Raw genomic sequence first — 21,899 nt, 5'->3', positions numbered from 1 at the left:
TATCGCGGTGGCTGGGGGCTCAGGCGGCCAGTGCAGCGCCCTCTGCGTGGCCGTATTCGACCTGCACCACATCGGTGCGACCCGTTGCAAAGGTCGCGGCACATCCTTCAAGGTAATAGCGCCAGCCGCGCAGGAAGGCTGCATCATAGCCATACTTGCGGATACGCGGCGCGGCTTCAGCCATGCGCGCGGCCCAGATGCGGCAGGTCCGGGCATAGTCCTTGCCAAAGGAAAAGCTGCCCCGCAGCTCCAGCCCTGCCTTGGCGCCCTGATGCGCAAGGATCGCGGGGCTGGGCAACATGCCGCCCGGAAAGATGTGCTGGCGGATGAAGTCGGACCGTTTGCGGTAGACCGAGAATTCCGCATCCGGCACGGTGATCGCCTGCACGACCGCGCGCCCGCCGGGGGCCAGACGGGCCTTGAGCGCCGAGAAATAGGTCGGCCAATAACGCTCGCCCACCGCCTCGATCATTTCGACCGAGACGATGTTGTCAAACCGCCCGCTGGCGTGGCGATAGTCTTGCAGCCGGATGTCGGCCCGCCCGTCCAGCCGGGCATCGGCATAGCCCTTTTGCGCGGGCGACAGCGTAAGCCCGGTGACATGGCGCCCCGTATCGGCGGCGCGTTCGGCAAACCCGCCCCAGCCGCAGCCGATTTCCAGAATCCGCTCGCCGCTGGCAAGGCGCGACAGGATGCGGTCGTTCTTGCGCGCCTGGGCTGTTTCCAGATCGTCGGTGCCGTCAAAAAGGGCCGAGGAATAGCTCATGCCGGGGTCCAGCCAAAGCTGGTAGAACTCGTTCCCGACGTCGTAATGCGCCCGGATGTTGCGCGATGACCCGGCAAGCGTGTTCGCCCGCAGCCGGTCGATCATGCGAAACCGCAGCCCGGCCAGCAGCCCTTGCCTGCCCTGAGACCCAAGATGGTCAAGGTTGCGGATCGCCAGCGTCAGCAGCGCCTCGAGGTCCGGGCTGTCCCAATGGCCGGCGATGTGGCTTTCGCCAAAGCCGACATCGCCCCGCCGTGCCAGCGCCGACAGCAGCGCCCAGTCAGAGATCTGGATCTCGGCCTCGGGCCCGTCCGAGCCAAAGCTGTGGCGGTGTCCTTCGGGTGTGATCAGCCGTAGCCGCCCGTGGTTGATCCCTTCGAGAGAGGAAAGAAAGCGGGTCTGCATCAGGCTCATTGGCTGATCTCCTCGGACGGGGGTGGGGGCAGGCGGCGGTAGGCGATACCCTTCAGACGCAAGCGTAGCGCCTGCCAGTAGATCAGGGCAACAATGCGCAGCGCGCCGCCCGGGCGGCGCAGGGCGGCGGCAAGCAGTGCGGTCTGACGCAGCGGGCCGGGCCTTGCGCGCATGGTGGCGATCAGCCCTTCGTCGCCGTCGGTCTGGCGGATCAGCACGTTGATGCTGTCTGCGGTCAGGGCAAAGCGGAATTCATAGCTGCCTGCCACGTCCTGAAACGGCGAGACATGAAAGACCTTGTCGGCCGTCAGCGAATCCTCGGGCCTGATCGGGGCGAAACCGGGCCGGTGGCACAGATAGGAATGGCGTTGGCCAAAGGTGTTGTTGACCTCGGCAATCACGGCAAGCAGGTCGTCGCCGCGCAGCACCATCCAGAAGCTGACCGGATTGAACCAGTAGCCCAGAAAGCGCGGCTGCGTCATCAGGGCCATGGTCATCGACCCGTCCCGCACCAGCCCGGCATTTTCGATGATCTTCCAGGCCCAGGGCGCGCCCTTGCCCGCCCCGCGTGGCCCCCCGTGATCGGCAGCCAAAAAGCTGAACAGACCAAATCGGCCCAGCCGGAACAGCCCACGCGGGCGGACGGTTTCCGGCGCCAGAAGCAGGTAATCGACCCAATACCGAAAGGCGTGGCGCACCGCACCACGCCGGGCATGCATGACATCCGACGGCAGATGCAGCACGCCCCCGTCGGCCAGAATGGACCCAAGGCCCCCGGTCATCACCTAGATCCGTGCCGGCAGAAGCTGGCGCGCGATGCGCATGGCGCTGGCAAAGCCGTCCTCGTGGAATCCGTTGCGCAACCAGGCGCCGGCAAACCAGGTCTGGCGCGTGCCCTGCATGTCTTTCAGCCTGGCCTGCGCCGCAATGGCGGCCTGATCAAAGACCGGATGGCGAAAGGTCGTTTCGTCATAAATCAGCGCCGGGTCGATCGCGGCGCCAGGATTGAGGCTGACGAACAGCGGGTCATCCTCGGGCAGCGATTGCAGGCGGTTCATCCAGTAGGTCACGCCCACTGCCTGTTCGGCCTGCGGATCATCGGCACGGTAGACCCAGGAACTCCAGCAGGCGCGCCGGCGCGGCATCACGACAGGATCGGCATGCAGCACCGCGCGGTTGTCCTGAAAGCGCACGGCGCCCAGGGCTGCGGTTTCTTCGGCCGAGGGGTCGGACAGCAGGGCCAGGGTCTGATCGGCATGGCAGGCAAAGATCACCTGATCGAAACCTTCGGCCGTGCCGTCAAACTGAACCGTCGGCCCGGCGTCACCGCGCGTGACGGCCCGCACGGGCGTTCCCGGCCGCAAGGCGACGCCCTGCGCAGCCATAGCCTGCGTCAGCCGGTTCACATAGGTCACGCTGCCGCCCGTGACCGTCCACCATTGATGCTGACCGCCCTTGGACATCAGCGCATGATTGCCCATGAATCTTAGTAGCGTCTCGGCGGGAAAGTCGGCGATGCGGCTTGCCGGGGTGGACCAGATTGCCCCGCAGATCGGATACAGGTAGTGATCGCGGAACCGCGCCCCCAGCCCCAGTTCCCCAAGCAGCTCCTCGATGGTCAGCTCGGGCCGGCCCTGCGCCGCAGCCGCCCCATGGGCGTTGAAACGCAAGATGTCTCGGATCATCCGGTGGAACCCCGGACGCACCAGGTTCGAGCGTTGCGCGAACAGCGCCCCGGCCGAGCGCAGCGCATATTCGACCCGGCCATTCCCAAGCGAGACGCCAAAGCTCATGTCGCTGCGATGGACCGGCACGTCCAGATCGCGAAACATTGCTGTCAGGTGTGGGTAATTGGCATAGTTGAAGACGATGAACCCGGTATCGACCGCAATATCCCCCCGCCGCCCGGCCATGACGGTCCGTGCGTGCCCGCCAAGTCTGGGCGCGGCCTCGAACAGCGTGACCTTGTGGTGACGCGACAACAGCCAGGCCGCCGACATCCCGGCAATTCCGCCACCGATGATCGCGATCTTCTGCGGCGCGCCGCGTGTCAGGTCAAAGGGCAAGGTCGTCTCCTTGGGTCTGGGTATGTTTGGCTACGTTCCGGCACGGGCCCCAGATCACTCGTAAGGTCAGGAAACTGATCTGTAATTGAAATTCCCGCGTCGGGGTGATCTGATCTGCCGTGCGGTCCGTATCGAGTCCATGATGCCAGATGACCGCAGCAGCCATGATGTGATTGCACCGCCGAACCGCGGTGTTATTGCGCGCGCATGCCACGCCAGTCGAAGCGTGAAGGAGAGCGGCGTTTTGCAAGACGACACCGAGACACCGACACAGCCAACGCTCTGGCTTCTGGCTGTGCGCGACCATCGCGACCGTGCCGCGTTCTTGCGCCTGTTCGAATATTTCGCACCGCGTCTGAAGGCGATGCTCATGCGTGGCGGCTTGCGCGATGGCAGCGCCGAGGATGTCGTTCAGGACGTCATGCTGACGGTCTGGCACAAGGCCGCGCAGTTCGACCCCCACCGGGCCGAGGCCAGCGCCTGGATCTACCGCATCGCCCGAAACCGCCGCATCGATCTGGCGCGCCGCAAGCCACCGCCCGAACCCGATGCATTGACCGAACCCGAAGGGTCCGAACCGGATGCAGCCCAGATCCTTGCCCTTGGGCAAGAGGCGGCGCTGTTGCGCAAGGCGCTGGACGGGATGTCGCCCGATCAGGCCCGTGTTCTTGAACAGGCCTATTTCGAGGATCTGCCTCACTCGCGCATCAGCGAGGTGACGGGGCTGCCTCTTGGCACCATCAAATCGCGCATCCGTCTGGGACTGGAACGCCTGCGCCGCGACCTGAACTATCTGAGGCAGCCATGACCGCGATTACCCATCATATCTCCGATGACCTGCTGGATGCCTTTGTCACCGGCAACCTGTCACATCCTTTTGCGGTTGTCGTCGCGGCGCATCTGTCGCTGTGCGATACCTGCCGGGCACGGGCCGAGGCTGCCGAGATGCTGGGCGGCGCGCTTCTTGACCGGATTGCGCCCACTTCTGTCAGTGCAGGGGCCAGGGATCGGCTGCTTGACGCGCTGGACCGCGCGCCCTTGCCGCGCCCGCCGATCCAGCGGTCGGGCATCTTTCCGGCGCCGGTCATGCAGGCGCTTGGCGGGCAGCCGCCCAAGTGGCGCATGTTGGGGGGTGGCATTCGCCAGCAGATCCTGTCGGCCGATGCCGAAGGATCGCTGCGGCTGCTGTATATCCCGCCTGGGCGCGCGGTGCCCGAACACAGCCATGGCGGGCTGGAGCTGACCTTGGTGCTTCAGGGCAGCTTTTCCGACAGCGAAGGCCGCTTTGGGCGCGGCGATGTCGAAACCGCGCATGACGAGATCGACCATCAGCCCATCGCCGGATCCGAGGCCCCCTGCATCTGCCTTGCGGCCACCGATGCGCCGCTGCGGTTCCGCGCCGCGATCCCACGCCTGTTGCAGCCGCTCTTCCGGATCTGACGGCATGGACTTTGCCGGAAAGACGGTCTGGATCATTGGCGCAAGCGACGGGATCGGCGCGGCACTGGCCCGCGCCCTGGCGCAGGAAGGTGCGCGGCTGATCCTGTCGGCGCGCAATCAGGCGGCGCTCGAGGCGCTGGCGGCCAGCTGCGGCGATGCCCGCGTGCTGCCGCTTGATCTGGCCGATACCGGGTCGCTGGACGCCGCCGTTGCCAGCATCGCGCCTGGCACGCTGGATGCGGTGATCTGCACCGCCGCGCTTTATAATCCGGGGCGCGTGCAGGACATGTCCCGGGAAGCTACGGCCAAACTGGTGGCGGTCAATCTGCTGGGCAGCTTCGAGGTGGCGCGGCTCACGCCGCCGCTGCTGCGTGACGGGGGGCAGCTGGTGCTGTTCGGGTCGGTTGCAGGTTATTTCGGCTTGCCGGGCGGCCAGCCCTATAGCGCCACCAAGGCCGCCGTGAACAATCTGGCCGAAACTTTGCGGGCAGAACTCTCCCCGCGCGTCGATGTCAGGCTGGTCTGCCCGGGGTTCGTTTCCACCCGACTGACCGACAAGAACGATTTTTCCATGCCCGCCCTGATCACACCCGATCAGGCCGCAGCGGCAGTGGTCAAGGGGCTGAAAGGCAGCTCTTTCGAGCTGCATTTCCCAAAGCGTTTTACTTGTGCGGTGAAACTTCTGCGCGCTCTGCCCTATGCGCTTTCCCTGCGGCTGACCGCCAGGCTTTCGGTCAAGCCAGCCGACCGCTGAAGGCGGCAACCCCGGCCCAGGCCGCAAATCCGGTCAGGAAGGTGCCCCACAGCCCGTCGACCACCACCTGTTTCCAGGACCAGTCGGCAAGCGTGGCGTAATTCGTCATTTCATATGTGCCATAGCACAGCGCCCCCAGCAGGGCGCCCATGACAAGCGCCTGAAGCGGCGCCTCTTCCTTCAGTGCGGGCCACGAGACAAAGGCCAGAAGCCCGGCGACATAGAACAGATAGAACAGGGCCGCAGGCCCCAGCCGCAGGGGCGAGGCAAGCAGATGCCCGACATGCGGCTCGAAGACGGGGCGCACGATGTAGCGGATGCCGAGGATATCGAGCCCCAGAAAGATCACCGCCGTCACAGCGTAAAGAAGTATCAGTTGCCCCATGATATCCGCGGTTCCATTTGCTGACGTTGCTAGGGTTACGCGGTGGCGGGGCAGATGGATCACCCGGGGCAGATCCTTGGGCCCCCGCAGGGCGGGCCGGTCAGCGTGGACGGCCTTGGCAGATCCACGGCGCCCTATGTCGGCCGCGCCGATCGAGCGACGCCAAAGAAGGGTTTGATGCGGGCGCCAATCGCCCCTATACCGCCCAACCCGGCAAGACCGTTCCTTGGCGGATCCCCGTTCCAACCGCGCCAGGATCTGCGGTCATGCCGCATCGCTCCGCCGTCTTGTCCACAACTTTGTTCGTCAACTTTCGCTTTACAGACTTCCGCATCGCTGACACCATATCTAGAATAGCTCGCGTCATATAGTGGCTTTTGTCCTGTGCAACCCAAGCTGATGGGTCGGTGGGTCGATAGCCGGGAAGGAACGCCGCGTGTCGATTGCCGAAGACCTCATGTTGACCGACGATGTTCACCCGATCGACCTGGTCGAGACTCTGGCGGCGCATCACGCATGGGATTTCGACCGTGTGACCGACGATCAGATCGCCATGGCGGTCACGGGCCAGTGGCGGACCTATTCGCTGACCCTTGCCTGGTCGGGCAGGGATGAAACCTTGCGCCTGATCTGCACCTTCGAAATGGAACCCCCGACCGGCGCCGAGGCGCAGCTTTACGCCCTGCTGAACCGCATCAATGACGAATGCTGGTGCGGCGCCTTTACCTGGTGGGAAGAACAGCGGCTGATGGTCTGGCGCTATGGCCTTGTGCTGACCGGGGGGCAGGGCGCGGCGGTTCAGCAGGTGGAAACCATGATCCGCGCTGCCGTCGGTGCGGCGGAACGGTTCTACCCGGCCTTCCAGCTGGTCGCCTGGGCCGGCAAGACCCCGGACGAGGCAATGCAGGTCGCCATGACCGAGGCCTGGGGCCGCGCCTGAGCCCCACTTGCCCGCCCGCGCCGATCCCCCTAGGCTGCAGGCCAAACCCAAGGGGGACCATATGGATTTTGCAGCGATTTCGGAACGCGGGCTGGTGCTGCTGGGCTGCGGCAAGATGGGCTCGGCGCTGTTGCAGGGCTGGCTGGCCCGCGGTTTGCGGCCGGATGCGGTGCATGTCATCGACCCGAACCCTTCGGGCTGGGTCAGGGCGCAGGGCGTTCAGGTCAACCAGCCCCTGCCGGCGGCCCCTGCCGTGGTTCTGGTCGCGGTCAAGCCGCAGATGATGGGCGCGGCGCTGCCGCAACTGCAAGCCTTTGGCGGGGGCGGCACGCTGTTCGTCTCGGTCGCGGCGGGGACGCTGATCGCCTCCTACGAGGCGGTTCTGGGGACGGCAACGCCGATCGTGCGCACCATGCCGAACACGCCGGCTGCGGTAGGGCGCGGCATCACTGCGATCTGCGGCAATGCCCATGCGACCCCCGCGCATCTGGACATGGCGCAGGCGCTGATGTCGGCGGTCGGCCAGGTGGTCCGGCTGGAGGGCGAGCACCAGATGGATGCGGTGACGGCGGTGTCCGGCTCTGGCCCCGCCTATGTCTTTCACCTGATCGAGGCGCTGGCGGCGGCCGGTGTGGCACAAGGGCTGGCCCCCGATCTGTCGATGCAGCTGGCGCGTGCCACCGTCTGCGGGGCAGGGGAGCTGGCCTATCAGGCCAGCGAAAGCGCCGAGCAGCTGCGCATCAACGTCACCTCGCCCGGCGGCACGACGGCGGCGGCGCTCGAGGTGCTGATGAACCCGGAAACCGGCTTTCCGCCGCTGCTGCGCCGCGCAGTGCAGGCGGCGGCCGACCGGGGCAGGGAACTGGGCAAATGACCATCACCTACGACGATTTTGCCAAGGTCGACATCCGTGTCGGCCGCATCACCCGGGCCGAGCCCTTTCCCGAGGCGCGCAAGCCCGCGATCAAGCTCTGGGTCGATTTTGGCGGCGAGATCGGCGAAAAGCGGTCCTCGGCGCAGATCACCCGGCACTATACGCCCGAAGGTCTGGTCGGCCGCCAGGTGCTGGCCGTGGTCAACTTTCCGCCCCGCCAGATCGGCAAGGTGATGTCCGAAGTGCTGGTGCTGGGCGTGCCCGATGCCGATGGCGAAGTCGTGCTGATCGCCCCCGACCAGGCGGTCCCAGAAGGAGGCAGATTGTATTGACCCCGAAGCTGCTGATCACCCGCACCCTGCCGGATCGGGTCATCACCCGTGCGCTGACCCGCTATGACGTGACACTGCGCGAGGATCTGGAGCCGCTGACCGAGGCTCAGGCCCTGGCCGCGCTTTATGACCATGATGCGGTGCTGGCAACGCTGGGCGATGCCTTCACAGCGCAGGTGTTTGAACAGTCTCCGGCGCCGCGCTGCCGGATCGTGGCGAATTTCGGCGTGGGCTACAACCATATCAACGTGGAGGCGGCCCGGACAGCCGGCGTCGTGGTGTCGAACACGCCCGGCGCGGTGACCGATGCGACGGCGGATATCGCGATGACGCTGCTTCTGATGACCGCACGCCGCGCCGGAGAGGGCGAGCGCCTGGTACGCGCTGGCCTGTGGACCGGCTGGCAGCCAACCCAGATGCTGGGGCTGCATGTGACCGGCAAGCGGCTGGGCATCGTTGGCATGGGCCGTATCGGCAAGGCCATCGCCCGGCGCGCGCATCATGGCTTTGGCATGCAGATCGCGTTCTACAACCGCTCGCGCATCGACGATCCAGGGCTGCCGGCAACGCAGGTGGACAGTCTGGCTGACCTGATGGGGTCTTGCGACTGTGTTGTCATTGCCGTGCCGGGCGGCGCGGGAACGCATCACCTGATCGACGCCGAGGCGCTGGCGGCGATGCAACCCCATGCAATCCTTGTCAACATCGCGCGCGGCGATGTGGTGGACGAAGCGGCGCTGATCGCCTGCCTGCAACAGCGAGGCATCGCGGGTGCCGGTCTTGATGTCTACGAACGCGAACCCGACGTGCCCGAGGCACTGCGCGCGCTGGAAAATGTCGTGCTGCTACCGCACCTTGGCACAGCTGCCCTTGAGGTGCGCGAGGCGATGGGCCTGATGGCGCTGGACAACCTTGATGCCTTCTTTGACGGGCATGAGGTGCCGAACCGGGTGGGCTGACGAAAACCTCCCGCAGGTCGTCGCCGCGCCAGCGCGGCTTCTTCCTTTGGGCCGGGCGCCGCGCGGGGCGCGGCGTGCCTCCGGCGGGGGTATTTTCAAAAAAGGCAAAGGGGCAGGGCGCGCGCTTTCCCCCTTTGCCTTTTTACAAATACCCATGCGCCGCCCACCATCCCGCGTCGCGCGATGGTGGGGAATACCGATCTTGCCGCCAGCCACGGGCGGTGCGGTATCAGTTTCCGCGCCGCGCGAACATGCCGGCATCTTGTGCGGCCCGGCGCAGAGCATTGGACTTGTTCACGGTTTCTTCGAACTCGGCGTCCGGATCGCTGTCATAGACCACGCCGCCACCGGCCTGGATATAGAGCGTCTCGTCCTTGACCACCGCGGTGCGCAGGGCGATGCAGAAGTCCATCTCGCCGTTGGCCGCAAAATAGCCGACGCCGCCGCCATAGACGCCGCGCTTTTCCGGCTCCAGCTCGTCGATGATTTCCATCGCCCGCACCTTGGGCGCGCCCGAGACGGTGCCTGCGGGCAGGCCGGCGAGCAAGGCAGAGAGGGCGTCTTCGTCCTCGCGCAGCTGACCTACGACGTTCGAGACGATGTGCATGACGTGGGAATAGCGTTCGATGATGAACTTCTCGGTCGGCCGTACCGTGCCGATTTTCGCTACGCGGCCCACATCGTTGCGGCCCAGATCCAGCAGCATCAGGTGTTCGGCCAGCTCCTTGGGGTCGGCCAGCAGGTCGGCCTCGAGCGCCTTGTCCTCTTCGGGGGTGGCGCCGCGTTTGCGGGTGCCGGCGATCGGGCGGATGGTCACCTCGCCCTCGCGCAGCCGGACAAGGATTTCCGGGCTGGCGCCCACCACCTGAAAGCCGCCGAAGTTGAAGAAGAACATGAAGGGCGACGGGTTCGTGCGCCGCAGCGAGCGGTAGAGCGCAAAGGGCGGCAGGGCGAAATCCATCGCCCAGCGTTGAGAGGGAACCACCTGGAAGATATCGCCGGCGCGGATGTAGTCCTTGGCCTTTTCGACGGCGGCCTTGTAGCCCTTGGGGGTGAAGTTCGACCGCAGCTCGCCCATGGTGGCGACCTCGCCCAGATCCCGCTGGGCCGGGGGCGCGCGGTCCAGATCGCGCAGCGCGTCCATCACCCGTTCAGCCGCCTGGGCATAGGCTGCGCGGGCCGAGAGGCCAGAGCCGACCCAGGCCGGGGCAACCACCGTCACCTCGCCCTTGACGCCATCCAGCACGGCCACGACCGAAGGGCGCATCAGCACCGCATCGGGCAGGCCCAGCGGGTCGGGGTTCACGTTCGGCAGGCGTTCGACCAGCCGGATCATGTCATAGCCCAGATAGCCGAACAGGCCCGCCGCGATGGGCGGCAGATCTGCGGGCATGTCCACCGCGCTTTCCGCGATCAGCGCGCGCAGCGTGTCCAGCGGGTGGCCGTCCAGCGGGTCAAAGGCGGTGGCATCATAGCGCGCCTGCCGGTTGATGCGGCTGGTCTGGCCGTGGCACTGCCAGATCAGATCGGGTTTCATGCCGACCACCGAATAGCGCCCGCGCACCTCGCCGCCGGTCACCGATTCCAGCATGAAGGTATCCGCCCGCGCCTCGGCCAGTTTCAGCATCAGGGAGACGGGCGTATCCAGGTCGGCGGCCAGCCGGGCATAGACCAGCTGGTTCCGGCCAGCGTTCCAGCCCTGTTCAAACGTCGCGAAATCGGGAACCAGGGCCATGGTGAATTACCGCATCTGGGCGTGGACGGCGCCGATTGCGGCCTCGTCCAGCGTGATCTTGGCTTTTTGTTCCAGCGCAGCCGAGAACAGGGCAAAGGCGTCTTGCCCCATGTCCTGACCCTGCCGGGCCTTCAGCGCCAGTTTCAGCTGTTCCGCCTCGGGGGTTGCATGGTCTGCGGCGATGATCTCGTCCAGACGGATCAGGCCGACGAAATCGCCCTCGACCACCGCGGCAAGGTCGCCCTGTTGCAGACGGAAGGCGCGCTCGACCAGATCGGCGGGGGCAGCGTCGATGCGGCCGCCGCGCGGCATGGCCTGCGCAACCTCGACGATCCCGAACCCGCCCATGGCGGCGCCCTTGGCCACCTCGGCCTGCACCTCGGCCAGACGCGATTCCAGCGCCTGTTTCACCGCGGCGGCGCGGGCAGCCTCGGCCACCTGGTCCGCCACCTCGTCATAGGGGCGCAGGGCGGGCGGCAGGATCGCATCAAGGCGCATGGCGACGATCCCGCCGTCATCCACCTCTGTTACCTCGGGGAAGTCCTTGTCGGTGATCTTTTCCGCCTGCTCGCGAAAGCGCGGATAGGCGGCGATGCCTTCGGCGGTGTCGGGGCCCATGTCGATGGTGCCCAGCGTCAGACCTGCCTCTTTGGCCAGATCCTCAAGCGTCGCACCGCCTGCCAGCAGATCCTCGATCTCGTTGACGCGGGTGCGGATCTGGCGGCGCGCGGCATCCAGCGCGAATTCGGACGTCAGCGCATCGCGCGCATCCTCAAAGCTGATCTCGTCAGCCGCCAGAATGCCGTTCATGCGAAACAGCGACGGCCCCAGCGGCGAGGGCAGGGGGCCGGTGACGCCCGGTTCGGTCATGGCAAAGATCGCCTCGCCCGCTGCGCCCAGATCGGCCTTGGTCACATCGCCCATGTCGGTGTCCGACAGGGCAAGGCCGCGTTCCTTGACCAGATCCTCGAAGGTGGCTTGCCCGGCATCCAGCTTGTCGCGGGCAGCCTTTGCAGCAGCATCGTCGGGATAGACCAGCCGTTCCACCAGCCGCCGTTCGGGCTGGACGAATTCGCCGATCCGCTGGTCATACAGCTTGCGCAGTTCGGCATCGTCCACCGTGACGGCCTTGGCCACATCGTCGGCCAGCAGCGCGGCATAGGTGATGCGGCGCAACTCGGGGCTGGTGAATTCCTGCGGATGCGCGTCGTAATAGGCCTTCAGCGCAGCGGCGTCCGGTTCGGCCACCGGGGTCGCAAGATCGGCCTCGGTCAGGCGCAGCAGCGAAAAGCTGCGGCGCTCCTCGGCATAGTCGTAGAACGCGGCGGCCGCCGCATCCGATCCGGCAAAGCCGGTGGCAATGGCGGTCTGCACCAGTCCGCGCGCAATGTCGCGGCGCATCTGGGTTTCGAACGCGGCCTCTTTCCAGCCGTTGTCCTGCAAGGTGGCCGTATAGGCCGCGCGGTCAAAGGCGCCCGACATGCCGCGGAAGGCCGGGATCGCGCGGATTTCCTGTGCCAGCCGGTCATCGCCGACCGAGATGCCCAGCCGGGCGGTTTCGGCGTCCAGCGCCGCCGTCGTCACCAGCCGTTGCCGGACCGAGGCATCAAGGCCAAGGGCCGAAGCCTCGGCAAAGCCGAGCGGGCGGCCGATCTGGGCCGACAGCGCGTTCAGATCGCTGCGCAGGGCGCGGAAATAGGCGTCGGTGGTGATATCCTCGCCATCGACAGAACCGATGCGGCGGACCGAACCGCCGAAGTTGGTGATCCCGAAGCCACCAAGGCCCAGGATCAGCATGGCCATCAGGATCCAGACCAGAACCTGTCCTGCCTTGCCGCCAGCCGCCATCCGTGCCTCCTGCACCTTGAAAATGTTGAAGCCTGTCTAAGGGCAGCGCGGGGCAGGGGCAAGCGTTCAGCGCAAGGGCAGGCGCAGGTCTGACAGGCGTTTGAACAGGGTGGCAATGCCCTCCGCGTCGATATTGGCAAAGGCAATGCGCATCTGGCGGGCGCCGGCGGGGTCATCCTCGGGCATGAACATGGTGCCGGGCAGCATGAGGATCGCCTGCTGGCGCAAGATCTCGCGCGCAACGTCAGGCGAGGGGGCGGCGAAGGGGTGTTCCGCATAGGCGAAATAGGCGCCGCACCCCAGAAGCCGCCAGCCGGTCAGCGCCGGAAAGCCCGCAACCATGGCGGCGCGGCGCGACAGGATTTCCTGCCGCTCGCCCGCGACCCACCGGGCCAGGTTGCGCATCCCCCAAAGGGCGGCGATCTGGCCAAGCTGGCTGGGGCAGATCGCGACCGTATCGAGGAACTTCTCGATTTCCGCCAGCCGCGCGGTGTTGGCCACCACGGCGCCCACCCGATGGCCCGTCAGCCGGTAGGCCTTGGAAAAGCTGTAAAGCTGGATCAACACATCGTCCCAGTCGGGATCGGCGAACAGATCGTGGGGGCGGCCCGTGCGGCTGTCGAAATCGCGGTAGGTCTCGTCCACGATCAGCGCCAGCCCGCGCGCGCGGCACAGGTCGCGAAAGGCGGCCAGCGTTTCGGCCGGGTATTCCGCGCCGCCAGGGTTGTTCGGGCTGACCAGCACGATGGCGCGGGTGCGGTCGGTGATCAGGGCGGCGGCCTGATCGGCCTCGGGAATCAGGCCGGGGCCGGTGGTCAGCGGCACGGCGCGAACGCCCTGCATGTCCAGCCACATCTTGTGGTTGAAATACCATGGCGTCGGCAAGATCACCTCGTCCCCCGCACCGGCAAGGGTGGCCATGACGGCGCAGAACGCCTGATTGCAGCCTTGGGTGATGGCCACCTGCCCGGCGGCAATCACGCCGCCATAGGCGGCGGACCATTGCGCCGCCACCTCGGCCCGCAACTCGGGCAGGCCCAGCACCGGGCCATAAAGATGTGCCGCATCATTGGTCAGCGCCGCATCCGCGATGGCCTGACGCAGGCCCAGCGGCGGGGGCTCCACCGGCGCGGCCTGGCTGACGTTGATCAGCGGCAGGCCGGGGGGCAGCGTGGTTTCCGCCAGCCAGCGCCGCGCCTCCATCACCGGGGGGGCAAAGGTTGCGGCCATGGCGGGGTTCAGCGGATGCATTGGACACTCCTTGTTCGGGGGCAGAGTGGCCAATGCCACGGCGCGCCGCAAGGGGTCTGTCAGCGTGCTGCGGCCTCGGGCTGGCTGCGCGGGGCAAAATTGCCAAACCGCCGTTCCGGCCCCGATACACGGGCCGAAACGAAATCCAGAAACACCCGGATCTTGGCCGGGACAGGCGTGGTTTCCAGAATGGTGGCATACATGCCATCCTCGAAGGCGGTATTGCTGGCCCGCAGCGTCGGAATCAGCCGCACCAGCGCCCCCGAGGCCAGATCGTCGGCCACCGTGTAATCGTCCAGCAGCGCGATGCCCTCGCCCATGCGGGCCAGTTCCAGCAGCACCATCCCGTTGTTGGTGACATGCCGCGGGGCAACCGGCACTTCCTCGATCGCGCCGTCGGCCTGGCGAAAGCGCCAGACGATGCCGCTGCCCGGCAGGTGGTAGGCCAGACAGGCATGGCGCGCCAGATCCTGCGGCTGTCGCAGCGCGGGCGCACTGGCGACATAGGCGGGCGAGGCAACGAGATAGCGTTCAGACATGAACAGCATCCGCCGTTTCACCCCGGCCTCGGCGGGCGGGGCGATGCGAAAATCGACATCCACCTGATGACGGCGCAGATCGACCTTGGCCTCGCCCAGCAGCAATTCGACCGTGATGCCCGGATGCAGGCGGCGGAATTCCACGATCAGCGGTGTCAGCACCCGCAGGCCGAACATGGTGCGCGAATGCACCCGCAAGGTGCCTGCCGGATCGGTGCCGATGGCCGATACCCCGCCCTCGATATCCTTGATCGACCACAGGATACCCTCGACCCGCCGGGCATATTCCTGCCCGGCCTCGGACAGTGCCACCTGCCGGGTCGAGCGCAGCAGCAGCTTGACGTTCAGATGGTCCTCCAGATCGGTGATTGTGCGCGAAACCGAGGTGGCGGACAGGCCGAACAGCCGCGCCGTTTCGGTGAAGCTGCCAGTGCGCGCCACCGAGGCAAACAGTTCCATCGCGCGCAGGCGGTCCATGATTACCCCCAACGAATGCAGGACAGTTGAAGGCATTATAGCGATTAACCGCAAAGATCAAAGCCGGATAGAACATCGACCAGACCATCGTTCGGAGGAAACCATGGAATTCGGCGTCTTCATTCTGGCCCAGCAGCGTGGCTATCACCAGACCTCGCAGCAAGTGATCAAGAATTCGGTCGAACAGACCGTCGTGGCCGAACAGGCCGGCTTTGATACGGCCTGGTATGCGGAACACCATTTCAACAACTATTCACTGTCACCCTCGCCCCTGATGATGATCGCGCATTGCGCCGGCAAGACCAGCCGGATCCGTCTGGGCAGCGCGGTGTGCATCCTGCCGCTCTATCACCCCGCGCGGTTCCTGGCCGAGGTGGGCTTTGTCGATTCCGTGTCCGATGGCCGGCTGGAGCTGGGCGTGGGCTCGGGCTATCAGCAGTTCGAATTCGAACGCTTCGGTACCAGCCTGGACGAGGCAGGCGAGATTTATAACGAATTCCTCGACATCATCCCGATGGCGATGTCGCAGAAGGTGTTCGAATACCACGGCAAGCACCTGAACATCCCGCCCAGCTCGATTGCCGTGCGCTGCGTGCAGGAACCGCTGCCGCCGATGTGGGTAACCTCGGGCAACCCGGCGACGTTGGGCCGCGCGGTGCGTGACGGGCACAACCTATTCGTGACCTCGCTGCTGAACGGCAACGAGGCCATTGCCGATCTGCGCAAGCGTCTGGACGGCATTGCCGCGAAAGAGGGCAAGGATCTGGACCGTGACGTCAAGTTCGGCTTCCTGCGCTGCGGCTATGCCAGTGACAATCAGGCGGAAATCGACAGCTACCTCGATAACGCCCGCTTCCAGCGCCGCATCTCGGAAAGCCTGAAGTATCGCCGCCAGCAAAGCGACGATGGCTACATGATCAAGGAAGTGCCGTCCGAGACCGACCTGTCGTTCGAGCAGCTGAAAAAGAACCTGCCGGTCGGCTCGGTCAATCAGGTCATCGACAAGCTGCTGGCCGAGATCGAGATCCTCAAGCCCAAGCACATCGCGCTGCAGACCCAGCTGGGCGATTTCGACCAGAAGACCATGCTCAAGCAGATCGAGCTGTGGGGCGACAAGATCATCCCCGCCGTGCGCAAGGAACTGGGCCAGCGCAAGGCGGCCTGAGTTCGATCACATGCGCATCCACATCACCGATGCGGGCGCGATCACGATGCTCGAGCCCGCGAATTTTCGCGGGCTCGACATTTTGATCGACCCGCAACCCGAAGACCGGCTGACCCGCCAGATCGCCCGCATCGGGCGCCGCGAAGGGGACGGCCACATTCGCATCGCGCCTGGCGTGCTGCGCTTTTTGTCGCCGCTTGCGGGCGATCCTGGCTGGGATGCCGGGTTCGATGCGATGATCGCCCATGCCGTCCGGGCCGGATGGGTGGATGATGCGGGCGCCGTGCGTGCCCATGTCACCTGGTCCGACCCGCCTGCCGCGATCGATCCCGACGATTTCCGCCGCACCTTGCGGCGGCTGGCGGCGGGCGTTTGCGCCGTCACCACCGGAACGCCGGCGAACCCGGCCGGGCTGGTTGCGTCAAGCGTGGTGTCGATTTCCGCCGAACCGCCGCTGATTGGCGTGTTTGTCAACGGGGCCAGCTCTGCCCTGCCGATGATCTTGCAAAACGGCCTGTTCGCCGCGAATGTCCTTGGCTGCCGGCATTCCGACATCGTGCGCGATTTCATGACCCAGCCGCAGGGCAGCCGGCGCTTTGGCGATGCGGACTGGCAGGCAGGGGCGCTGGATCTGCCGGTTCTGGCCTCGGCGCTGGCGGTGATGGAATGCCGGATCGTCACGACCGAAACCTTGGGCACCCATCGGCTGCTGGTCGGGCGCATTGTCCAGACCGCCACGCGCGAGTATCAACCCATGGTGCATTTCAACGGCGTGACCCGCCGGCTCGAGGGGGAAGCTGCATGACCGAAACGACATCGAAGGGCGCGCTGGACGGCGTGCTTGTCATTGACGCCAGCCGGGTGCTGGGAGGCCCCTATTGCGGCCAGATCCTAGCCGATCATGGCGCAAGGGTCATCAAGATCGAACCGCCGCAGGGTGATGAAACCCGGCTCTGGGGCCCGCCGTTCCAGGGCGATGCGGCCAGCTATTTCCTGGGCCTGAACCGCAACAAGGAAGGCATTGCCGTCGATTTCTCCCGCCCCGAAGGGCGCGAAATCCTGCTGGCGCTGCTGGAAAGCGCTGATGTGTTCCTGGAAAACTTCAAGACCGGCACGCTGGAAAAATGGGGCATCGGGCGCGAGGAACTGCGCCGCCGCTTTCCCCGGCTGATTCATGTGCGCGTGTCGGGCTTTGGCGAGGATGGCCCCTATGGTGGCCGTCCGGGCTATGATGCGGCCATTCAGGCGCTGGTCGGCCTGATGTCGGTCAACGGCGAGGCAGGCGGCGCCCCGGTGCGCATGGGCGTGCCGGTTGTCGATATGGTGACGGGCCTGAACGCGGCCATCGGCTGCCTGCTGGCGTTGCAGGAAAGGGCACGGTCCGGCAAGGGGCAGTTTGTCGAGGCGGCGCTTTACGATTGCGGCTTCTCACTGATGCATCCGCATCTGCCGAACCTTTATCTGGGGGCGCCGGTGCCTGCGCCTTCGGGCAATGCGCATCCGAACATCACGCCCTATGACACCTATCGCTGCAAGGATGGCGACATCTTCCTGGCGGTTGGCAACAACGGGCAGTTCGCCAAGCTGTGCGCGGTGCTGGGCTTGCCGGGAGACGATGCGCGCTATGCGACCAACGCGCTGCGCAAGGACAACCGCCCGGCCCTGCGCGAGATGCTGGAAGGTGCGCTGGCCGCCTTTGGCGCCGAAGAGATTGCGGAACGGCTGATCACCTCGGGCGTGCCCTGCGCGCCGGTCCGCACACTGGATCAGGTGGTGGCCGACCCGCATACGGCCGCGCGCGGCATGATCGTGGACATCGGCGACTTTCGCGGCACGGCAAGCCCGATCAAGCTGGACCGCACGCCGGCGACCTATCGCAAGGCGCCGCCCGCCTTTGCCGCCGATACCGATGCCGTGGTGCGCGAATTTGGCCTGAACGGCGATGATTCGGGGCTTGTGCGCAAGTAACGCCGGACATTGAAACGGAAAAGGGCGGGTGCCGATGCTCCCGCCCTTTGCATGTCTGCCGGACGTGCGGCCCCCTCAGGCCCGCACTGCCCGCATCAGGAACCGGCCCGAGAACCACAGCACCAGCGCGGCCCCGGCCAGCAGGAAGGCAGCCGAGATCGGGCGCTCGACAAAGGGTGCGAACTCGCCGCCGCTGACCACCATGGCGCGGCGAAAGTTTTCCTCGATCATCGGGCCCAGCACGAAGCCCAGAAGCAGCGTTGCCCCGTCAAACCGCAGCACCCGCAGGCCGATGCCGATCAGCCCGAACACCAGCAGGACATAGATGTCGGTGACCGAGCTGGAGACCGAATAGACGCCGACGCAGACACAGGCCACCATCACCGGGAACAGCAGGTGATAGGGCACCCGCAGCAGCCGCACCCACAGCCCGACCAGCGGCACGTTCAGGATGACCAGAAAGACGTTGCCCACCACGAACGAGGCAACAAGGCCCCAGAACAGCTGCGGGTTGTCGGAAATCACCGACGGCCCCGGCACGATGCCATGCACCATCAGCACGCCCAGCATGATCGCCATCACCGCATCGCCCGGAATGCCCAGCGACATGGTGGGGATGAAGGCGGTCTGCACGGCAGCATTGTTCGCGGCCTCGGGTGCGGCAACGCCTTCGATGGCGCCTTTGCCGAACCGCTCGGGGGTGCGCGAGAGCTTCTTTTCCACCGCATAGGAAATGAAGGTCGCGATCACCCCGCCCGTGCCCGGCAGCGCGCCAAAGAACGCCCCGATCCCGGTGCCGCGCATCATGGGCATGGCCGAGGCCTTCCATTCCGCCGTGCTGGGCAGCATCGACCGGATCGAGATCTTCTCGTTCGTCACCATCCCTTCGGGGCCGCGGCGGGCGGCCGAGATGATTTCGGGCAGGCCGAACAGGCCCATGGCAATGGCGACCAGCGACAGCCCGTCATAGAATTCCGGCATCCCGAACGTGAACCGCGCCGCGCCCGAGTTCAGATCCAGCCCGACAATGCCCAGCAGCATCCCGGTGCAGACCATGACCAGCGATTTCAGCGGCTGGCCGGTCGACAGCATGGAGGCCGCGATCAGGCCAAAGGCCATCAGCATGAAATATTCCTGCGGCCCGAACTGCATCGCGATCCGTGCCAGCGGCACGGTCAGCACCGCCAGCATCACCGCCCCCAGCATCGACCCGACGAACGAGGCGACGGCGGTGATGAACAGCGCCAGCCCCGCCTTGCCGCTTTTGGCCATGGGATAGCCATCCAGCGTGGTGATGACCGAAGTCACGGTGCCCGGCAGGTTCAACAGGATCGAGGCCGTCGAGCCGCCATAGGCCGCGCCATAATAGATGCCCGACAGCATGATGACCGCAAAGGTCGGGTCGATGTGATAGGTGATCGGCATCAGGATGGCGAGCGTCGCCATGGTGCCCAGACCGGGCAGCACGCCAACCACGGTGCCCAGCAGCACGCCAAGCGCGCAATACAGCAGCCCTTCGAACGACAGGGCAACCCCAAAGCCAAGGACGATGTTGTCAAGAAGCGAGCCGGTCATAGCGCAAACACCTTCATCGGCAGGTTGAGACCATAGACGAACACCGCGGCACAGGCCCCCGCCGTCAGCGCCGCCAGCAGCACCGAACGCGAGATGTTGCGGTTGTCCGATGCAAAGGTCGACAGCAGCACCGCGACGAATACCGCCGGCAACAGCCCGTTGCGTTCGATCAGCAGCGCAAACGAGCTCAGCCCCGCGCCGATCAGCAGGACCGAGGACAGCTCGGGCCGGTCGCCGCCAAAGCGGGTCGGCCCGCTTTTCAGCGAGGTCGCGGCAAGCAGCAGCCCAAGGCAGACCAGCCCCGCCGCCACCAGCCGGGGAAAGTAGCCCGGCCCCATGTCGCGCAGCGTGCCCGCCGCATAAGAGCCCGAGGCGATCCAGGCATAGCTGCCCAGTCCGATCGCCAGAGCCGCGCCGATCAGATCGGGCAGGCGTTGCCTTATGTGATCGTTCATGCTGTCTCCTCCGGTTTCGCCGCAGTGCCTGTCAGGCGTTCTTCAAGAATGGTCGCCCCCAGCGCCGCGCCATGCACCGACAGATGCGCGCCAAGCTGGATGGCTTGCAGGATTTCGGCCCGCGATACGCCAGCTTCCAGCGCGATGCGGATCAGGCGGCGCAGGCTGGCCGGGTTGTAGCCGGTGAAACAGGCATTCAGCGCGATCTCGATGATCGTGCGTTCGGTGGGCATCAGCCCTTCCATCGGATCGCCATAGCTCAGGAACCCGACCAGAACGTCCAGATAGCCGGGGTCCAGTTGCGCCAGCGCGGCGACAAAGGGGGCGTCTTCGGGGAAGATCGCGCCCACCCGTGCCCGCTGGTCCGATGGCAGATGCACCTTGTCGGGCAGACCTGATTCCTCTGCCAGAATGCCCACGGCGTGGAATACCGTCTCCAGCCCCTGCGCGGTGACAAGGTGCAGCACGTCCAGAATGTCGGCCGGCGTGGCGCCTGCCTGCATCGCAAGGTCGATATGGGTGCGGACCCCTGCCGCAAACAGATGCGTGGAGGAGGCATCGAGCGCGACATAGATCAGCTCGACCATCCGTTTCGACAGGGGTCCGCTGCGGGCCGGATAGCCCGCATAGGTCGCGTACCGGCGCAGGAAATCCGGGTTGATCCGCAAGATCGTCTCGGTCCAGGGGCGCCAGTAGCCGCGTTCGGCGACAAAGTGATCCTTGATCGCCTGTTGTTCCGGGGTCAGTGCGGCGGTCATGCCGCCTGTCCCAAGGGGATGACCTGTCCGGTCAGATACTGCGCCCGTGCGCCGCCGACCCAGGACAGGACACCCGCCAGAGCTTGCGGGGCAACCGGCCCGCGCAGCTCCAGCGCGTTGATGCGCAGGCCCGAGCGGCCCCATTCGCAGGCCAGCGTCGCAGTCGCCATCACCGCCGCCGCGTGATCACCCGCAGCGATCCAGTCCGTCGGGGCAGGGGGCAGCAGCAGCGTCAGGCTGGCAGGGCGGGCGCCGCCCTTGGCAAAGCGGGCGGCCGCGGAATGAACGGCGGCAAAGGCGTTGCCTGCGGTCAGGGCGGTGGCATCCACCTGTGCCTCATACCCGCCCGAGGCGGGCAACAGCCCGGCCAGCCCGTCATCGCCCGTCACCGCAAAGGCCGTGTCCGTGTCCATCGCCACCGGCGCCGCTGCCTCGGCCGCGTTGAACGAGATCGAGCCGCCGAACACCGACGAGCCGCCATCATAGCTGAGCGCCTGCCCGTTCAGCGGCGCGGCTTCCGGCGAGGCCAGGAACACCAGCGCCTCGGCCATCTCGGCGGGCGAGGCCATGCGCGCCAGCGGAACCCGCGTCACGGCCTGCGCGGGGTCCAGCCGACCTGCGGAAATCAGGCTCTCGACCAGTTCGGTGCGGACATAGCCGGGGCATAGCGCGGTTGCGCTCAGGCCGGGGTCTGATGCGGCCAGCGCATGGGTCAGTCCGATGACGCCCGCCTTGGTCGGGCTATAGGCGCCCCGGAACGGAATGGCACGCAGACCCGCGCCGGACGATACGTTGACCACCCGCGCAGCAGGCGCCAGATGCGGGCGTAGCGCGCCGATCAGCGCAGCCGGCGCACGCAGGTTCAGCGCGATCAGCCGGTCCAGCTGGTCCATGGTCTGTTCGGCCATCGGAATGCCCGAGGTGTCGGACATGCCCGCATTGTTCGCCACCACCTGCACCCGGCCAAGGCCGGCCACGGTTGCCGCGATATGGCCAAAGCTGGCCGGATCGGTCAGATCGCAGGCCAGCACATGATGCTGTCCGGGTAGGGTGCCTGCCACCTTTGCCAGCCCGGCTTCGTCACGGTCCAGCAGCAGGCAGGTGTTCCCGCGCGCAGCAAAGGCCTGTGCCGCGGCCCGGCCGATGCCCGATGCCGCGCCTGTCAGTACAACCAGTTCCGTCATCCTCTCCCCCCTCA

The 21,899-nt window shown here is 66.2% G+C and carries 22 protein-coding genes; 10 read left to right on the top strand and 12 right to left on the bottom strand.

What is annotated here, in order from left to right; all coding sequences use genetic code 11:
- Positions 1-19: 19 nt before the first annotated feature.
- From G481_RS0107870 to G481_RS0107860, 3 genes are read right to left on the bottom strand one after another with little or no spacing between them, the layout of a single operon-like run.
- On the bottom strand, positions 20-1,180 hold the full coding sequence (locus G481_RS0107870; protein WP_028029544.1) for an SAM-dependent methyltransferase: 1,161 nt from the start codon (positions 1,178-1,180) through the stop codon (positions 20-22).
- Positions 1,177-1,962: a DUF1365 domain-containing protein gene (locus G481_RS0107865; protein WP_084450717.1), complete on the bottom strand. Its 786-nt coding sequence runs from the start codon at positions 1,960-1,962 to the stop codon at positions 1,177-1,179. The genes G481_RS0107870 and G481_RS0107865 overlap by 4 nt, the downstream gene beginning before the upstream one ends.
- 3 nt (positions 1,963-1,965) lie before the next feature.
- The gene (locus G481_RS0107860) at positions 1,966-3,246 is read right to left on the bottom strand and encodes an NAD(P)/FAD-dependent oxidoreductase (protein WP_028029542.1); all 1,281 of its coding nucleotides are present in this window, start codon (positions 3,244-3,246) and stop codon (positions 1,966-1,968) included.
- A gap of 244 nt (positions 3,247-3,490) precedes the next feature.
- Here G481_RS0107860 and G481_RS0107855 point away from each other — a divergent pair, with 244 nt between their 5' ends.
- Genes G481_RS0107855 through G481_RS0107845 form a run of 3 tightly spaced genes read left to right on the top strand, consistent with a single transcriptional unit; the run spans position 3,491 to position 5,440 of the window.
- Positions 3,491-4,054, top strand: a complete 564-nt coding sequence (locus G481_RS0107855) for a sigma-70 family RNA polymerase sigma factor (protein WP_035025424.1) — start codon at positions 3,491-3,493, stop codon at positions 4,052-4,054.
- The gene (locus G481_RS0107850) at positions 4,051-4,686 is read left to right on the top strand and encodes a ChrR family anti-sigma-E factor (protein ID WP_028029540.1); all 636 of its coding nucleotides are present in this window, start codon (positions 4,051-4,053) and stop codon (positions 4,684-4,686) included. Before G481_RS0107855 ends, G481_RS0107850 begins: the two co-directional genes overlap by 4 nt.
- A 4-nt stretch (positions 4,687-4,690) precedes the next feature.
- Positions 4,691-5,440 carry an SDR family NAD(P)-dependent oxidoreductase gene (locus G481_RS0107845; RefSeq protein WP_028029539.1) on the top strand — a complete coding sequence of 250 codons (750 nt, stop codon included), beginning with the start codon at positions 4,691-4,693 and terminating at the stop codon, positions 5,438-5,440.
- Here G481_RS0107845 and G481_RS0107840 read toward each other — a convergent pair.
- Positions 5,421-5,825 carry a DUF2177 family protein gene (locus G481_RS0107840; RefSeq protein WP_028029538.1) on the bottom strand — a complete coding sequence of 135 codons (405 nt, stop codon included), beginning with the start codon at positions 5,823-5,825 and terminating at the stop codon, positions 5,421-5,423. The two genes, G481_RS0107845 and G481_RS0107840, sit on opposite strands and share 20 nt — an antisense overlap.
- Before the next feature lie 457 nt (positions 5,826-6,282).
- Between G481_RS0107840 and G481_RS0107835 the strand changes: the two genes are divergently transcribed.
- The 4 genes from G481_RS0107835 to G481_RS0107820 all read left to right on the top strand — a co-directional run bounded on the left by G481_RS0107835 (position 6,283) and on the right by G481_RS0107820 (position 8,930).
- Complete coding sequence (locus G481_RS0107835) at positions 6,283-6,765, top strand: type III secretion system chaperone family protein (protein ID WP_425402454.1); 483 nt, start codon at positions 6,283-6,285, stop codon at positions 6,763-6,765.
- A gap of 61 nt (positions 6,766-6,826) precedes the next feature.
- Positions 6,827-7,639, top strand: coding sequence for a pyrroline-5-carboxylate reductase (gene proC / locus G481_RS0107830; protein ID WP_028029536.1), 813 nt, complete (start codon positions 6,827-6,829; stop codon positions 7,637-7,639).
- Complete coding sequence (locus tag G481_RS0107825) at positions 7,636-7,971, top strand: tRNA-binding protein (RefSeq protein WP_028029535.1); 336 nt, start codon at positions 7,636-7,638, stop codon at positions 7,969-7,971. Before proC ends, G481_RS0107825 begins: the two co-directional genes overlap by 4 nt.
- Positions 7,968-8,930 carry a 2-hydroxyacid dehydrogenase gene (locus G481_RS0107820; RefSeq protein WP_028029534.1) on the top strand — a complete coding sequence of 321 codons (963 nt, stop codon included), beginning with the start codon at positions 7,968-7,970 and terminating at the stop codon, positions 8,928-8,930. The genes G481_RS0107825 and G481_RS0107820 overlap by 4 nt, the downstream gene beginning before the upstream one ends.
- A gap of 229 nt (positions 8,931-9,159) precedes the next feature.
- Here the strand turns inward: G481_RS0107820 and trpE are convergent, their stop codons facing one another.
- The 4 genes from trpE to G481_RS23210 form a co-directional block, all read right to left on the bottom strand.
- Positions 9,160-10,665, bottom strand: coding sequence for an anthranilate synthase component I (gene trpE / locus G481_RS0107815; RefSeq protein ID WP_028029533.1), 1,506 nt, complete (start codon positions 10,663-10,665; stop codon positions 9,160-9,162).
- A 6-nt stretch (positions 10,666-10,671) separates the two neighbouring features.
- Positions 10,672-12,513: a peptidyl-prolyl cis-trans isomerase gene (locus tag G481_RS0107810; protein WP_028029532.1), complete on the bottom strand. Its 1,842-nt coding sequence runs from the start codon at positions 12,511-12,513 to the stop codon at positions 10,672-10,674.
- A gap of 66 nt (positions 12,514-12,579) precedes the next feature.
- Entirely contained in the window at positions 12,580-13,764 is a 1,185-nt protein-coding gene (locus G481_RS0107805; protein WP_028029531.1) for an aminotransferase, read from the bottom strand.
- 59 nt (positions 13,765-13,823) lie between these two features.
- Positions 13,824-14,780: a LysR family transcriptional regulator gene (locus G481_RS23210; RefSeq protein WP_051294380.1), complete on the bottom strand. Its 957-nt coding sequence runs from the start codon at positions 14,778-14,780 to the stop codon at positions 13,824-13,826.
- Between the two features lie 103 nt (positions 14,781-14,883).
- Between G481_RS23210 and G481_RS0107795 the strand changes: the two genes are divergently transcribed.
- The 3 genes from G481_RS0107795 to G481_RS0107785 are packed head-to-tail and all read left to right on the top strand — an operon-like array spanning position 14,884 to position 17,913.
- Entirely contained in the window at positions 14,884-15,945 is a 1,062-nt protein-coding gene (locus G481_RS0107795) for an LLM class flavin-dependent oxidoreductase (protein ID WP_028029530.1), read from the top strand.
- A gap of 10 nt (positions 15,946-15,955) precedes the next feature.
- On the top strand, positions 15,956-16,750 hold the full coding sequence (locus G481_RS0107790) for a flavin reductase family protein (protein WP_028029529.1): 795 nt from the start codon (positions 15,956-15,958) through the stop codon (positions 16,748-16,750).
- Positions 16,747-17,913, top strand: a complete 1,167-nt coding sequence (locus G481_RS0107785) for a CaiB/BaiF CoA transferase family protein (RefSeq protein WP_028029528.1) — start codon at positions 16,747-16,749, stop codon at positions 17,911-17,913. The genes G481_RS0107790 and G481_RS0107785 overlap by 4 nt, the downstream gene beginning before the upstream one ends.
- A 75-nt stretch (positions 17,914-17,988) precedes the next feature.
- Here G481_RS0107785 and G481_RS23205 read toward each other — a convergent pair whose 3' ends face one another.
- Genes G481_RS23205 through G481_RS0107765 form a run of 4 tightly spaced genes read right to left on the bottom strand, consistent with a single transcriptional unit; the run spans position 17,989 to position 21,885 of the window.
- A complete protein-coding gene (locus G481_RS23205; RefSeq protein ID WP_035025423.1) occupies positions 17,989-19,488 on the bottom strand; it encodes a tripartite tricarboxylate transporter permease in 1,500 nt (499 codons plus the stop codon).
- Entirely contained in the window at positions 19,485-19,943 is a 459-nt protein-coding gene (locus G481_RS23200; RefSeq protein ID WP_051294379.1) for a tripartite tricarboxylate transporter TctB family protein, read from the bottom strand. The genes G481_RS23205 and G481_RS23200 overlap by 4 nt, the downstream gene beginning before the upstream one ends.
- The gene (locus G481_RS23195; protein ID WP_035025420.1) at positions 19,940-20,701 is read right to left on the bottom strand and encodes a carboxymuconolactone decarboxylase family protein; all 762 of its coding nucleotides are present in this window, start codon (positions 20,699-20,701) and stop codon (positions 19,940-19,942) included. The genes G481_RS23200 and G481_RS23195 overlap by 4 nt, the downstream gene beginning before the upstream one ends.
- On the bottom strand, positions 20,698-21,885 hold the full coding sequence (locus tag G481_RS0107765) for an SDR family NAD(P)-dependent oxidoreductase (RefSeq protein WP_035025419.1): 1,188 nt from the start codon (positions 21,883-21,885) through the stop codon (positions 20,698-20,700). Before G481_RS0107765 ends, G481_RS23195 begins: the two co-directional genes overlap by 4 nt.
- Positions 21,886-21,899 lie beyond the last annotated feature (14 nt).

Source organism: Gemmobacter nectariphilus DSM 15620, assembly GCF_000429765.1.
Classification (GTDB): Bacteria; Pseudomonadota; Alphaproteobacteria; order Rhodobacterales; family Rhodobacteraceae; genus Wagnerdoeblera; species Wagnerdoeblera nectariphila.
The sequence above is the reverse complement of the archived record's forward strand: the minus strand, read 5'-3'. Positions and strand labels throughout refer to the sequence as shown.